This window comes from Streptomyces longisporoflavus, from assembly GCF_014649775.1.
In the GTDB taxonomy this organism is placed as follows: Bacteria; Actinomycetota; Actinomycetes; order Streptomycetales; family Streptomycetaceae; genus Streptomyces; species Streptomyces longisporoflavus.
In genome coordinates, this window is sequence record NZ_BMTR01000017.1 from 92,193 (window position 1) to 106,735 (window position 14,543).

General features: G+C 70.6%; 11 protein-coding genes and 1 tRNA gene. 2 read left to right on the plus strand and 10 right to left on the minus strand.

Annotated features, from left to right (window positions below; all coding sequences use genetic code 11):
- Positions 1-12: 12 nt before the first annotated feature.
- From IE226_RS30320 to IE226_RS30335, 4 genes are all read right to left on the minus strand, one after another.
- Positions 13-471, minus strand: a complete 459-nt coding sequence (locus tag IE226_RS30320) for a hypothetical protein (protein WP_190084605.1) — start codon at positions 469-471, stop codon at positions 13-15.
- Between the two features lie 419 nt (positions 472-890).
- The gene (locus tag IE226_RS30325; RefSeq protein ID WP_190084606.1) at positions 891-1,535 is read right to left on the minus strand and encodes a hypothetical protein; all 645 of its coding nucleotides are present in this window, start codon (positions 1,533-1,535) and stop codon (positions 891-893) included.
- A gap of 2 nt (positions 1,536-1,537) precedes the next feature.
- Positions 1,538-2,083 carry an RNA polymerase sigma factor gene (locus IE226_RS30330; protein WP_190084692.1) on the minus strand — a complete coding sequence of 182 codons (546 nt, stop codon included), beginning with the start codon at positions 2,081-2,083 and terminating at the stop codon, positions 1,538-1,540.
- Between the two features lie 878 nt (positions 2,084-2,961).
- Positions 2,962-3,035: transfer RNA gene (locus IE226_RS30335), tRNA-Pro, on the minus strand.
- Positions 3,036-3,143: 108 nt separating this feature from the next.
- Between IE226_RS30335 and IE226_RS30340 the strand changes: the two genes are divergently transcribed.
- A complete protein-coding gene (locus tag IE226_RS30340) occupies positions 3,144-3,659 on the plus strand; it encodes a DUF309 domain-containing protein (RefSeq protein ID WP_190084607.1) in 516 nt (171 codons plus the stop codon).
- A gap of 355 nt (positions 3,660-4,014) precedes the next feature.
- On the plus strand, positions 4,015-6,096 hold the full coding sequence (locus tag IE226_RS30345; protein ID WP_268251298.1) for an MDR family MFS transporter: 2,082 nt from the start codon (positions 4,015-4,017) through the stop codon (positions 6,094-6,096).
- A 64-nt stretch (positions 6,097-6,160) separates the two neighbouring features.
- On the opposite strand, the gene IE226_RS30350 is transcribed toward IE226_RS30345, so the two are convergent.
- From IE226_RS30350 to IE226_RS30375, 6 genes are all read right to left on the minus strand, one after another.
- Complete coding sequence (locus IE226_RS30350) at positions 6,161-6,961, minus strand: sulfite exporter TauE/SafE family protein (protein ID WP_190084608.1); 801 nt, start codon at positions 6,959-6,961, stop codon at positions 6,161-6,163.
- 91 nt (positions 6,962-7,052) lie between these two features.
- A complete protein-coding gene (locus tag IE226_RS30355; RefSeq protein WP_190084609.1) occupies positions 7,053-8,570 on the minus strand; it encodes a long-chain-fatty-acid--CoA ligase in 1,518 nt (505 codons plus the stop codon).
- 186 nt (positions 8,571-8,756) lie between these two features.
- Positions 8,757-9,944: a thiolase family protein gene (locus tag IE226_RS30360; protein WP_190084610.1), complete on the minus strand. Its 1,188-nt coding sequence runs from the start codon at positions 9,942-9,944 to the stop codon at positions 8,757-8,759.
- A 283-nt stretch (positions 9,945-10,227) separates the two neighbouring features.
- A complete protein-coding gene (locus IE226_RS30365; protein WP_190084611.1) occupies positions 10,228-11,451 on the minus strand; it encodes an NAD(P)/FAD-dependent oxidoreductase in 1,224 nt (407 codons plus the stop codon).
- Positions 11,448-12,920 (minus strand): FAD-dependent oxidoreductase, encoded by a 1,473-nt coding sequence (locus IE226_RS30370; RefSeq protein ID WP_190084612.1) that lies wholly within the window; start codon positions 12,918-12,920, stop codon positions 11,448-11,450. Before IE226_RS30370 ends, IE226_RS30365 begins: the two co-directional genes overlap by 4 nt.
- Complete coding sequence (locus tag IE226_RS30375; RefSeq protein WP_229871631.1) at positions 12,917-14,389, minus strand: FGGY family carbohydrate kinase; 1,473 nt, start codon at positions 14,387-14,389, stop codon at positions 12,917-12,919. The genes IE226_RS30370 and IE226_RS30375 overlap by 4 nt, the downstream gene beginning before the upstream one ends.
- Positions 14,390-14,543: the final 154 nt, after the last annotated feature.

The window sequence follows — 14,543 nt, forward strand, 5'->3', positions numbered from 1 at the left end:
GCTTTCCGTATGTCAACTGTGTGGCCAGAACTGCAGGACGTAACGCTCCACCCCTTCCGGGACTCCGAGGCGCGCCGCCGCTTCCACCTCTCCGCGTCCACTGCAAACCGCCCTGATCTGCCACGTTTCGGAGCCATCCGACAACGTGACCGGTTCTGGCATCGGACCGCTGGCAACGCCTCGGGCTTCGAGTTTTCCCGACTTGCAAGCAATCGCCGCGAGGGCAGTCTCCTCCCAGTTGCCAGCCGGCTCCGACGGCTCTGAGTCCCACACTTCGATGACCAGCGTGGCGGTGTGCGTGTGGCCACCGCTGGTGAAATCGAGGCGGCCCGGACGCGACGTCAGGAAGGGACCACGCTCCCACCCTTCGGGAAACCCCACGGGAACTTGCCCGTCATCGAAATCCTGGAGGGCGAACCCGTAGAAGTCGACTTCCACCGGAACCTCTTCGCGACTGAGCAGCTCAGGCATGCGTGAACCTCCGTAGCCCCTAGATGTCGCTCTCAACCTACCGGGCGACGCTGGCGGGAGATCGCTTGCGAGGAGGCGCTCCGTACCGTGCGACGATGCCGGCCGAAGAGGCACACGACGTATCTGGCCTCCGGACGGCGGACAACGGCGCGAGCTCCCGTCTCACGGCGGCAGCATCCTGAGGGGCCCCACTTGCCGATCTCCGCCCGTACAGGGATGCGCTGTTGTTGATCTGCGGGGACCGCCCGCCGGGGTGCCGGGTCGTCGCCAACCGTCGCCGTTGCGGCGACAGTGGCGGAGGATCTTCCCGGGTCTTCATTCGGTCGAGTACACGCAGGCTGCCCAGGACGTCGAGAAGCCTGATAGGTCCGGTTGCGGCCCCGGCCGGCCTGCGTCGTCCAGCCGGGGCATTTCGGTAGCTACAGGACGTCGGTGAGTTCCTCGAGTCGGGAATCGGGGCGGGGAACGCGTCCCATGCCGAAATCCTCCACGGTGTCGACCTTTAGGCGGCGCACGGCGTCCTGCAGCCGCTTGGGCAGGCGGGTTTCACGCGGGCCCGTGTCCGGCTGCCGTGCACGGGGGGCGCGCAGGGTGGGTGGGTCGGCGAGGGTGAGGGCCTGCTCTGCCCAGAAGCCGGCGTCGCGTACTTCGCCGCGGCTGAGGTGGTAGAGGTTCAGGCACTGGGCGGCTACTGCGTTGCCGGCGCCTGCGGAGAATTGCCACCAGAACTGGGCGCCTTCGTAGCATCCGGCCAGCCTGAGCAGGCAGGCGAAGTGCAGAGCACCGTCGGCGTTGTCGGGCCCGCGGCTGGCGAGCCGGGACAGGCGCCCGGCCGCGTCGGGATGGTGCAGGACCTGGGTGGACAGGGTGGACAGGGTGTCCAGGCTGACCGCGGCCTCCTCGTGCACGGTGGGCATGCCCCCGGCCGGGCCGGGCACGGCGCAGAACATGAGGGTCTGGGTGACGTCTCGGACGATCTCCTGCTTGAGGTCGGCGAGGTCGGCGTCGGTGAAAGGATCGTCCATCTCGGCCTCGGCGAGCATGCAGTCCATGTGGCTGGGCACAGTCACTCCTTCTCGTCTTCGGCCGGAGCGGTCGGTAGGCCGAGTTCGATGGCGATGCGCTGGCGCGCCAGCCGCCGGTGGGATCGGACCGTGTCAGCCCTGATGCCCATGATGTGGGCGATGCGTTGCGAGGGGTAGCCCAGGACGTAGTGGAGCACGATGACGTCGTACTGGCGCTCGGGAAGTTGGGCTATCGCGGTGTAGAGGCCGAGCGCGGATTCCATGGCGGCGAACTTGCATCGCATGGCCTCCAGAGTGGCGCGTGCGGTGTGCTGGAAGGCGGCGCTCTGCACCATCTGGGCTTGAGCGGGTCGCCCGGACAGCCGCAGGTGGGTCTCCACGCGCAGCTTGAGGAGCTTCCACGCGTACGCCTCGGGGCTCTCCTCCCTTAGTACGTTGCGCCAGTTCAGCGCGAGGTGGCTGAAGCAGCGGCGGACCACGGCCTTGGCGGCCTGCCCGTCGCCCAGCATCGAGTGCGCGTAGCGCAGGTGGGGCCGGGCGTAGAGGGCGAAGAACGCCTCCAGGTCCCGGGTACCGGTTGGGTGCAGGGGGCCGCGGCGGCCCTCGGCAAGGTCACCCTATCGAGTGGTCCGCGCCGGTCCTGGAGGAGGCCAGGGTCTGACGTCCGCACATCCCCCGACGCGGCTGTTCAGTGAACAGCCGCTATTTCCAGCGCCGATCCAGCACGGTACGGATAACCAGGGATGACGACAGGTGACGACAGGTCAGAAAATCCAGCACCAATCCAGCACGGCCACAGATTCGGGGTCGCACCCCGGAGGGCACGATCCCAAATGAGCCGCGAATAGCCTACTTCAGCAAACTACGCTACGGCAGCCCCTTCAAGCTGTCGCCAAATGTTCAGCCCACACCGGGAGCGAAACAGCGTCACGACTGTCAACGCGAGCACACCCACTGCGGAGATGCGCAGGGCACCGAGGGCGCAATCGCCACACGCGCGACCACAGAGCTCGTCCCTCGGGGCGGAGGCACGCCCGACCACGAGCATCTCCGTACCGCGTCCTACAGGCACCACCAGCCACCTACGCCGCGACAAGGGGACGCGCAGGAGCACTCAACCCGAAGCGCCACCCCCTCCGAGCTGCACCGCATCTCGCTACCGCGTTCAACCCCTCGATGACGTGTGCACCGAGACATGGAGTCCACGCTGTCATGGGGTCGGTGAAAGCCGTCAAGGGGACAAGTGGGAGCACGGCCCCATGCCGAGTATTCGGACAAGGGTGCGATCAGCGCGCCCCCTTGCCTCGAACATCCGACCGGGCAGCGGAGATGCTCCCCGGGAGCGACCGGATCGGGTGACCAGCCGTCCACCCCCGGTTGACGTCGCTCCCAGACTCCCGCTCCCTGTGCTCCCAACCACGAAGTAGGGGCCATCCGAAGATGGCCCCTACCTGCGACGTTTCCGTCGGGACGACAGGATTTGAACCTGCGACCCCTTGACCCCCAGTCAAGTGCGCTACCAAGCTGCGCCACGTCCCGATGCGCGTGTCCCGCCGTGTTCTGCGTGAACGCGCAGACAGAACTTTACCGCACGTTCGGGAGTGGTCCGCGCCCCCTGCCGAGGGGGCGGCGAGGGACAATCGGCTTATGAGCACTGCACCGCGCCCCGATGACCGTGGCCGTGACCGTGATGCCGAAGGGCGGGCCCGTAACGCGCGGCCGCGTGATGGGCTCGGGCGGCCGTTGCCGTACGGGGTCGAGGGGGTGGAGCGGCAGCCCGAAGGGGTCACGCGGACGCCCGAGGAGACGGTCGCTCAGGCGCAGGCCCTGCTTGACGCCGGGCGGCCCTTTCACGCTCACGAGGTCTTCGAGGATGCCTGGAAGTCGGGGCCCGAGGACGAGCGTGACCTGTGGAAAGGCCTCGCGCAGCTCGCCGTTGGGCTGACCCACTCGGCCCGCGGCAACCTCACGGGCGGGGCGCGGCTGCTGCGCAGGGGGGCGGGCGCGATCGGCTCGGGCAAGTGGGGTCAGCGGCCGTACGGGATCGATGTGGACGGACTTGTGGGGTGGGCGCGGCAGTTGGCGCAGCTCCTGGAGGGGGACGGGCCCGGGGTGGACGCGGCCGAGCATGCCCCTCAGCTGCGTGGACGGTCGCTGCAGTAGTTCCTGTCACAGCTGCCCGACCAGGGTGCGGAGGGGGATGGCCTCGGCCGGCTGCGCCTGGAGCTTCTCGACGAGCGCTGTGTCGATCGCGCCCGTCGGGTGGGGTGGTCGAGGTGCGGGGTCCCTCGCGGGAGCGGGCGGCGAGCGGTGCGTTCCGGGGTGCTCGGCGAGGCCGCGCGACCCGCGTCGAGGTCCTCCGGGTCGGGGCGCGTGAGCGTAAGGGGTGGATCATGGGTACTTAGGTGCTGCGCCGCGACCCGGACCGGGCGAACGGGCTCGGCGGCCGGGGCGGCGGCGTCACCGGACCGGACCGGCCCCGCATGCACAGGCACACGCGCGGTGTGAGGGTGGCCGTGTGACCACCACCGCCGAGCCCGCCGCCGAGGCCCCAGCTCAGGGGCCGCCCGTCCTGGACAAGCGCCGCCGCAACATCGTCTTCGTGACGATCATGCTGGGGATGCTGCTCGCCGCTCTCGACCAGACCATCGTGGGCACCGCGCTGCCCACGATCGTGGCGGATCTGGGCGGCGCCGAGCACATGTCGTGGGTCGTGACGTCGTATCTGCTCGCGGAGACGGTCGCCACGGTGCTCGTCGGTAAGTTCGGCGATCTCTTCGGGCGGAAGATCGTTTTTCAGGTTTCGGCGATCGTCTTCATCACCGGCTCGTTCCTGTGCGGCCTCTCGACGAACATGACGCTGCTCATCGCCTGGCGCGCCCTGCAGGGCATCGGCGCGGGCGGGCTCATGGTGACCTCGATGGCGTTGATCGCCGACGTGATCCCGTTGCGCGAGCGCGGGAAGTATCAAGGTGCGATCGGTGCCGTCTTCGGGGTGTCCACCGTCATCGGACCGCTGCTCGGCGGGCTCTTCACGGACCATCTGACCTGGCGTTGGGCCTTCTACGTCAACGTGCCCATCGCGATCGTCGTGGTGATCGCCGCGGCACGCACCATCCCCGTCGTGAAGTCGGCGGTGCGGCCCGTCATCGACTATCTCGGCATCGCGTTCGTCGCGATCGGCGCCAGTGCTCTCATCCTGGCGACTAGTTGGGGCGGCAACCAGTACGCGTGGGGGTCGGGCACCATCATCGCGCTGTTCGTCGGCGGTGCGATCGCGCTCGCGCTGTTCTGCGTGGTCGAGACGCGCGCCGCCGAGCCGATGCTGCCGATGCGCCTGTTCGCCAACCCCGTCTTCACGGTCTGTTCGATCCTCAGCTTCATCGTCGGTTTCGCGATGCTGGGCGCGATGACGTTCCTGCCGACCTATCTGCAGTACGTGGACGGGGACTCCGCCACCATCTCGGGCGTGCGGACGCTGCCCATGGTGATCGGGCTGCTCATCGCGTCCATCTTCAGCGGCAATGTGGTGAGCAAGACCGGGCGATATCGGATCTTTCCCATCGTGGGTGCTCTGGTGATGGCGCTCGGGCTCTATCTGCTCTCCCTCATGGGGAGTGCGACCAGCACCTGGCTCGAATCGCTGTACATGTTCGTCCTCGGTACCGGTATCGGGCTCTGCATGCAGGTCCTGACCATCGCCGTGCAGAACACCGTCGCCTACTCGGACCTGGGCACGGCGACCTCCGGCGTCACCTTCTTCCGTACGCTCGGCAGTTCCTTCGGCACCGCCGTGTTCGGGACCATCTACGCCAATACCCTGAAGCCGAACCTCACGGACGGGGTGGCCGCGGCGGCCAGGGACGGGAACGTGGATCCCGCCGTGGTGGCCAAGGCCGCGCAGAGTCCGCAGGGGCTGCACGGCCTCCCCCCGGAAGCCGCCGCTCCCGTCATCGAGGCGTACGCGGACACACTGCACACCGTGTTCCTGTGGACGGTGCCCGTGGCGTTGCTCGGGTTCCTGGTGGCCCTCTTCCTCAAGCAGGTACGGCTGCGCGACAGCGCGCGGATGAGCTCGTCCGACATGGGCGAGGGCTTCGCGTCTCCGTCGAGCGGCAGCCCGGACCGGGTGCTCGAACTGGCCGTCGGGAACATCATCCGCAGTACCGGTACGGAGACCGCACGCCGTGTCATCCGCGATTCCGACACCCGGCTCGACATCGCCGGGGCGTGGGCCGTCATGCAGGTCTCGCTCTTCGACCGGATGGTCGGTCATGCCAGTCTGGGGCTGATCGCGGCACGGCGTCAGCTGCCGTCCGAAGTCCTGGTGCCGGTCTTCGACCGCATGGTCGAGGAGGGCTTCCTCACCCGCTCCGGGCTGCTCTTCTCGCACACCCCCGCGGGTGCGCGCGAGGCCGACGTGATCGGCAGGGCGTGGGCGAAGTGGCTGGGCGAGCAGGTGGAGAAGGACAGCGGGCGGCCCGCGGACGAGGACCTCGAAAAGGCCGTGGACGCCATCGCCAAGCGGCTGCTCGTCGAGGACCTGGAGCACGGACTCGCCCCCGAGGCTCGGCGGCCGGTGCCGTTGAGCAAGGCATAGGCAGACGGACTTAACAGGCATAGGGAACGGGGCGGGGCGTGGGCCGGTCGGCCGCGTACCGGCGTCAGCGCAGCAGTAGCTGGAGTCCGCCGAGGACCGTGGCGCCGATCACCAGTTGCTCGAAGAGACGCTGGTTGATGCGGTGCACGACCGCCTTGCCGATGAGCGCGCCCGGCAGGACGAAGAGCACGAGCGCCGCGTCCAGCAGCAGCGACCGGGCGTCGATCAGGCCGAGGCCCACGCTGAACGGCACCTTGGACGTGTTGACGATGAGGAAGAACCACGCCGACGTCCCCAGGAAGCTCAGCTTTTTGAAGCCAGCCGAGAGCAGATACATCGACATGACCGGGCCGCCCGCGTTGGCGACCATGGTGGTGAAGCCGCCGAGCACGCCGTAGGAGGGTGCCTTCAGCCGGGAGCTCCGGGAGCCCTGGGGCCCCTTGGAGCCGGGCGGCTCCGGTTCCGCCGCCTCCTCCCCCGGAGCCCTGCGGCGCCACAGCGTGACCGCCGCCATCATGAGCAGGATCGCCCCGATCGACGTACGGACAACGCCGTCGTCGGCCCACATCAGGAAGACCGTGCCCACCACCACGCCGCCCGCGACGGCGGGGAACAGGCGCCACAGGGTGGGCCAGTGGGCGTGGCGGCGGTAGGTGAGGACGGCCAGTACGTCGCCCGCGATGAGGATGGGCAGCAGGACGCCGGTCGATTCGCGGGCCGGCAGGACCGCGGCGAAGACGGCGAGGCTGACCGTGTTGGCGCCGCTGACGGCGGTCTTGGAGAAGCCGACGAGCACCGCGGCCGCGGCGAGCGCGGCGAATTCCCGGGGAGACACACCGAGAGATACACCAAGAGATATGTCCATGCCGGGAACAGATGCTAGGCCCAACTATCCCCGCGCCGTCAGGGGCGGCCACATCCTGGACGCCCCGGACCGACTGGACCCGTCTCCGGATCTACGCCCCGCTGTACGTGACGCGCAGCTCCCTCTTGAGGATCTTCATGCTGGGGCCGAGCGGCAGTTCGGCGGTGAACTCCACGCGGCGCGGGTACTTGTGGCGGCCCAGGTGGCCCTTGGACCACTCGGTGATCTGCGCGGCGTCCGGCGCCGAGCCTGGCGCCGGGACGATGACGGCGCAGATCTCCTCGCCGTGCACGTCGTCGGGCAGGCCGATCACGGCTACGTGTGCGACGTCCGAGTGGCGCATGAGCACCTCCTCGACCTCGCGCGGGTAGACGTTGAAGCCGCCGCGGATGATGACGTCCTTCTTGCGGTCGACGATGGACAGGAATCCGTCGGCGTCCTTCGTGCCGAGGTCACCGGTGCGGAACCAGCCGTCGACGACGGCCTCGGCGGTGGCCTCCGGGCGCCCTAGGTACCCGGAGAAGACGTTGTGACCGCGGACGACGACCTCGCCGAGCTCCCCCGGGGGCAGCAGCTCGATGCGGCCCTCGACCTCGGCGCGGGCGATCTCCACGTCCACGCCCCACAGCGGGTGGCCGATGGTGCCGGCCCTGGTGCCGAAGACCGGCTGGTTCGCGGAGGCGGTGGGCGAGGTCTCGGAGAGCCCGTACCCCTCGTAGACCGGTACGCCGAAGGCCTCCTCGAAGCGCTCCAGTACGGCCACGGGGAGCGAGGCTCCGCCGGAGACCGCGAGCCGCAGCTTGGGCAGCTCGGGAGCCGTGGCCGCCGCGGCCACGAGGTTCACGTACATCGTCGGCACCCCGTGGAAGGTGTTGACGCCCTCCGCCGCCATCAGTTCGACGGCCCGCGCGGCGTCGAAGCGCGGCAGCAGCACGAGTGTCGCGCCCGCGCGCCAGGTGGCGTTCATCGAGACGGTCTGGCCGAACGCGTGGAAGAGCGGGAGGGCCCCGAGCGCGACATCGTCGCGGTACACGTCGTGCGCGTCGAAGGCGCAGACCGTCGCGTTCATCACCAGGTTGAGGTGGCTGAGCACGGCACCCTTGGGGACGCCGGTGGTGCCGCTGGTGTAGAAGACGACGGCGGGGTCGTCGGCATCGCGTGTGACGTAGGTGGGGAGCGGGTCGGCGGAGTGCGCCAGGGTTTCGAGCTCTCCGTCCCCGCCGAGGGTCAGCATCCGTACGTCGGTGGCGGCGGCAGCGGCCCTGCCCGTCTCCGCCTGCGCGGGGTGGCAGAGGAGCAGGGTGGCGCCGCTGTCCCGCAGGACGTGCTCGACCTCTTCGGCGGAGAGCAGGAGGTGTACGGGGACGACGACGCCGCCCGCGGCGAGGATCGCGTAGTAGGCGCGCGGGAACTCTGCGGTGTTGGGTGCCATCAGGGCCACCCTGTCCCCCGGCCTGACCCCTAGTTCCACGAGCGCGGCCGCCTGTGTGCGGGCCTGCTCCCACAACTCGGCGAAGGAGAGCCGCAGTTCGCCCTCCACGAGGGCGGTGTGGTCGGGGCGGCGTCGGGCGGGCTCGGCGAGGATCGCGGCGAGGGACAGCGTGGCCATGAGTGAAGCTCCGTTTTCTTGCGTTCCTTGCGTTGCGCTTTTTGGTCCGTTGCGTGCGGTTCTTGAACTGCGTGTGCTCTGTGCGGGTGCTTTGTGCGCGTGCTCTGTGCGTGCGCTCCGTACGGGTGCTCCGTACGAGTGCTCCGTACGAGTGCTCCGTACGAGTGCTCCGTGCGGGCGGGAGATTCAGCCGCGTTCGACGAGCAGCGCGCTGCCCTGGCCGACGCCCACGCACATCGTGGCGAGGCCGCGGCTCGCGCCGGTGCGGCGCATGCGGTGCAGGAGGGTGGTGAGGATGCGGGCGCCCGAGCAGCCCAGAGGGTGGCCGATGGCGATGGCGCCGCCGGTCGGGTTCACCAGTTCCGGGTCGATGCCGAGGGCGTCGACGCAGGCGAGGGCCTGGGCCGCGAACGCCTCGTTGAACTCGGCCTCCTCGAGATCCCCGATGGCCCAGCCGACGCGGGCGAGCGCCTTTCGGGTGGCGGGGACGGGGCCGATGCCCATGACGTCCGGGTGTACGCCCGCGGAGGCGCCGGCGACGTACCGTCCCAGGGATTCGAGGCCGAGGTCGTTCAGGGCTTCCTCGCTGACGAGGAGGAGTCCGGCGGCGCCGTCGTTCATCGGCGAGGCGTTGCCCGCGGTGACCGAGCCGTCCTTGCGGAAGACGGGGCGCAGGCCGCTCAGCTTCTCGTACGAGGTGTCCTCGCGGATGCATTCGTCGAGGTCGACGGTGGTGCCGTCGGGCCGCGTGACGGGGAGGATCTCGTCGTCGAAGTGGCCGTTCTTGCGGGCCTCCGCGGCGCGCTGGTGGCTGCGGAGGGCGAAGGTGTCCTGGCGCTCGCGGGTGACGCCGTAGCGCTCGGCGACTTCTTCGGCCGTCTCTCCCATGGCGAGGACGCCGTGCAGGTCCTTCATCGCGGGGTTCACCAGGCGCCATCCGAGGCGGGTGTCCGCGGTCTCCATCTTGTGCGGCAGCGCTTCGTCGGGGCGGGGCAGGACGAAGGGAGCGCGGCTCATGGACTCGGAGCCGCCCGCGAGGACGACGTCGGCTTCCCCGGAGGCGATGGTGCGGGCGGCCGCGGTGACGGCTTCCATGCCGGATGCGCAGAGCCGGTTCACGGTGGCGCCGGGGACGGTTTCCGGGAGGCCCGCGAGGAGGACGGCCATGCGGGCCACGTTGCGGTTGTCCTCGCCCGCCTGGTTGGCGGCACCCCAGTAGATGTCGTCGATCCGGGCCGGGTCCAGTTCGGGAGTGCCTGCGAGGAGGCCTCGTACGACCGTGGCGGCGAGGTCGTCCGGGCGGACGGTGGAGAGGGCGCCGCGGAGTTTGCCGATGGGGGTGCGGCGGGCTGCGGCGAAGTGGACTGGGCGCACGATACGGCTCCGGATCGTTTGCGGTCGTCGTCTGCGGGTTAGCGCCTGACGTTAATTAGCACTGCTAGTTTTGGCAGTGTACGGGGCGCTGGCGCTGGGCGGAAGGGTGGGTTTTTCCCCTACCCCGCCCCTTCCCGAAAACCCGCCGGCGCGGGGGCCTCGGGGGGCCTTAGGGGGCAGCCTCAGCGGGCCTCGCGGGGTTCTCGTTGCCGTCATCACCGGCTACGCCGTGTTCGTCCTCAAACGCCGAACGGGCTAAAACATTCCGGACGGGCTCGAAGGCCTAGCCCACAGCCACCCGCACCGCTTCCCCCTCCGCATCCACACCCCCCACCCAGCCCCCCGCCAAATACACCCCCTGGTTCGGCAGCACCCTGCGTCGCACGCGCTCGCTGTGCAGGCGGCGGCCGTTCTGCGTCACCTCCAGGACGGGGCGGAAAAGCGGCTCCGTCGTGCGCAGGACGAAGCGGGGCACCGGAGTGTTCGGTGCGAGGCGGTTCGGGGCCACCCAGCGCAGGGGGGCGTCAGCCAGTAGCGATACGGCCTGCGCGGGCCATGCCGCGTCCTCCAGCCAGGCCCCTACCGACTCCGCGACCCGCTCGCCCTCCCCCGCGGCCACCCGCGCCGGCTCCGCCGCGTGCACGCCGTTGCCCACCGCGAAGATGCCCGGCGATGCAGTGCGGAACGAGCCGTCCACCGCGGGACCCCGTGTCCCCGGGTCCAGGGACACGCCCCCACGGCGTGCCAGCTCGTGGTCGGGGATGAAGTCTCCGGTGAAGACGACCGTGTCGCAGGCCAGCACTGCCTGCCGCCCGTCGTGGTGCCGCAGCCGCACTCCCGAGAGCCGCCCGCGGCCCAGGAGCTCGGCCACCACCGCCCCGGTCACCAGCGGCACCCCGGCGATCCCGAGCCTGGCCGTCGTCGCCCGCGCCCGGCCCACCTGCGCCCGCGTCTCCTCCGTGACGAGCGCCGCGACCCGTACCCCGGCGCGCCGCAGCGCCGACAGCGCCTCGTAGCTCACCGGCTCCGCGCCCACGACGACCGCCCGGCCGCCGATCTCCTGCCCGTACAGGTGGATCGCCTGCTGCAGTTCCCCGGTGGTGAACACGCCCGCCGGACGCGTGCCCGGTACGAGGCGCGCCGTCCGCGGCCTTTCCCGTGCGCCCGTGGCCAGGAGCACGGCGCGCGCGGTGATCCGCTCCAGGCCGTGCGGTCCCGTCGTGTCCAGCGAGAGCGGGCCGTCCCACCCGGTGGCGGTCACCCCGGTGCGTACTGCCGCTCCGACGCCGAGCGCGGCCTCGACGAGGTTCTCCGCGTACTGCGGTCCCGTCACTCCCCAGCGCCCGAACCCTCTGTGCCGGCAGTGGCGCGGCACGCCGCCCGCCCGCGCCTCCCTTTCGAGGACCTCCACGGTGCCCGCGCCCGAGGCGGAGAGCCGGGCCGCGGCGGCGAGTCCCGCGGGGCCCGCGCCGACGACCAGCACGTCCACGTGCCGCTGCCGTCTCATCGCGCCGCCCCCGAACCGCCCCAGCCTTCGAAGAGTTCGCGTACCGCGGCCCCGCAGTAGAACCCCTGGCACCGCCCGCCCCGCGCCCGTGTCCGTCGCCGCAGGCCGTCCAGCGAGCCGGGCGGGACCGTGCTGATGAGGGCGTCCCTGATCTCTCCGCGGGTCACGCGCTCGCAGTGGCAGACGATGCTGCCGTACGCGGAGTCGGTCGCGATGAGGTCGGCGCGCTGGTACGGACGCGGGAACGATTCCCCGAGGTTCGGCATGCGCACGGGATCGAGGTTCCCGGCCACCGTCAGGTCCAGGTCGGGGCCCGCCGCGTCGGCGAGCAGGCCGACGACGTACTCGGCGATCGCCATCGACGCGGTGAGGCCCGTGGACCGGATGCCGCCGACCGTGATGTACCGCATCTCTGGCGTGCTGTGGATCTGGTAGTCGTCGTGCTCGGTGGCCGCCCGCAGTCCGGCGTAGACCGCGGTGACCTCCTCGTCGAGCAGGGAGGGCAGGATGCGTCGCCCCTTGGCGCGCAGTCCGGCGAGGCCGTCCCGCGTCGTGGCCGTCGCCGTCTTGTCGTCCAGATCCTCCGCGGTGGGGCCGAGGAGGACGTTTCCGTACACGGTGGGCGACACGAGGACACCCTTTCCGAGTGCCGTCGGCACCGGCAGGAGGATGTGGTTGACCAGGTCGCGGGCGAGCTTGTCGAAGACGATGAGCTGTCCGCGGCGCGGGGTCACAGTGAACTCGCCTCGGCCGAGGACTAGTTGGTCGAGTGCGTCGGCGTGCAGGCCCGCCGCGTTGATGAGGTGGCGGGTGCGTATGACGCCGCGGGGCGTGGTCAGTTCGTGGTGACCCGGGATGTCCGGCTGCTCGTGGTGGCCCGGGACGTCCGGCTGCGGGGGTGCGGAGACCTCCTCCACCTTGCAGTTGAGGTGCAGGTCCACGCCCGCGCGTACGGCTTGGGTGGCGTACGCGAGTGTCGTCGTCCAGGGGCAGATGATGGACTCGCCGGGGACTTCGAGCGCGCCCAGCGCGCCTTCCCCGAGGTGTGGTTCGCCTGACCGTACCTCTGCCGCACCGATGATCCGGGCCTCGTGGTAGTCGTTGGCTTCCGCCTTCTTCAACAAGCTTGGCAGCGCTGCCAGTTGCTCCTCGTCCCAGGCGACAAGGAGCGCGCCGACCGGCTCCACGGGGATGCCCGACTCGGCGGCGTACGCGGCGAGCAGGCGGCGCCCCTCGCGTACGAGGCGGGCCTCCAGGCTGCCCGGCACGGCGTCGAAACCGGTGTGCAGGATGGCGGTGTTGGCCTTCGATGTGCCGTCGCCGACATCGCCGGAGGCTTCGACCAGGGCGATACGGAGGGGATGGTGGCCGGCCAGTTCGCGGGCGATGGCGCAGCCGACCACGCCCGCCCCGACGACGGTCACGTCGTAGGGCTCGGAGGGCAGCGGACCCCGGGTGGTGACGGTCATGACGACGGTACGGACGAGCGGTCGAGGAGGGTGTCGACCGCCGAGCGGAAGCCGCCGAGGCGCTCGGCGGCCCGGTCGGCGCCGATCTTCGGCTCGTACACGGCGGCGGGCCGCCACCGCGGGACCGCCTCCCGCACCGTGAGCGCCGGATCGAGTCCCAGGCGGGCCGCGACTCCCACGCCGAGGGCTGTGACATCCGGCAACGCCGATACCTCGACGGGGATTTGCAGCAGGTCGGCCTGGGTCTGCATGAGCAGGGACGAGCGGGTCAGGCCCCCGTCGACGCGCAGGCTCGTCAGGGGCTCGCCCAGGTCGGCCGCCACGGCGTCGGCGAGCGAGGCGACCTGGGCCGCGATGCCCTCACACAGGGCGCGGACCAGATGGCCGGGGGCCGTGTCGAGTCCGAGGCCGGTGATCGAGCCGCGCAGGTCGCCGCGCCACCAGGGCGCCGCGAGCCCGGCGAGCGCGGGCACGAAGGTGACGCCGCCCGCGTCGGGCACCGACGCCCCCACCGGATCGAGGTCCGCCGCCCCTTCGATCACCCCGAGGTCCGTGAGCCAGCGGACGGCGGACGCGGCGGTGTAGACCTGCCCGTCGAGGCAGTAGCTGCTCTCCCCCGCGAGGCGCCAGGCGACACAGCTGACCAGGCCGGAGTCGCCACGGCGCGGACGGGAGCCGGTCTGGGCGAGCAGGAACGCGCCGGTGCCGTAGGTGCACTTGGCGGTGCCGGGTTCGGTCACGTCCTGGGCGAGCAGCGCGGCCTGCTGGTCGACGAGGAGGCCGGTCAGCGGGAGTTCGGGGCCGAAGGCCTTCGTGGCGCCGACGGGGCCCGCCGCGTCGACGACACGCGGCAGCCGCTCCTCGCCGAGGCCGAAGACATCGAGGGCACGCCGTGACCATGTGACGTCGTCCAGATCGAGAAGCTGGGTGCGTCCGGCGGTCGCGGCGTCGGTGACGAACTCGCCGGTGAGCCGGTGGATCAGCCAGGCGTCGCTGGTGGTGACGACGCCTTCCCGGGTGAGGTGGCGGCGTATCCACGCCATCTTGGGCGCGGCGAAGTAGGGATCGAGGGGCAGCCCCGTCAGCTGCCTCAACTCCTCGCCGTACGGCGCAAGTTCCGTGCACAGCGGCTCCGAACGCCGGTCCTGCCACACGATCGCCGCGGTCAGCGGGCGGCCGGAGGCGGGGTCCCAGGCGAGCACCGTCTCGCCCTGGTTGGCCAGACCGACCGCGGCAACCGGCTCGTCCGCGTCGGCCAGGGCACGCCGTCCCGCGTCGACGACCGAGGCGAACAACGCCTCCGGATCGACCTCCACCAGGCCTCCGGGGAGGTGGCGCGGGCGTACGGGAGCGGTGCCGGTGCCGATCACTCCGCGTTCCGGGCAGAGGACGAGAGCCTTCGTGCCGGACGTGCCCTGGTCGATGGCGAGGACTGCCTCGCCGTGCTGTCCTCTGCCATTCGTGATCACCGCGGAAGCCTGCTACAGCGGCCGGGAAGGCGTCAAGAGCCCCTCTCCGGGCCGGTTTCACACCGGCCTTTCCTCAAATCGCCAACCGGCGCGCCGAGTTGAGCTCAAGTGAAACTCAAAAGATCCACGAACCGCCCTGAAAACGGAAGTTGCA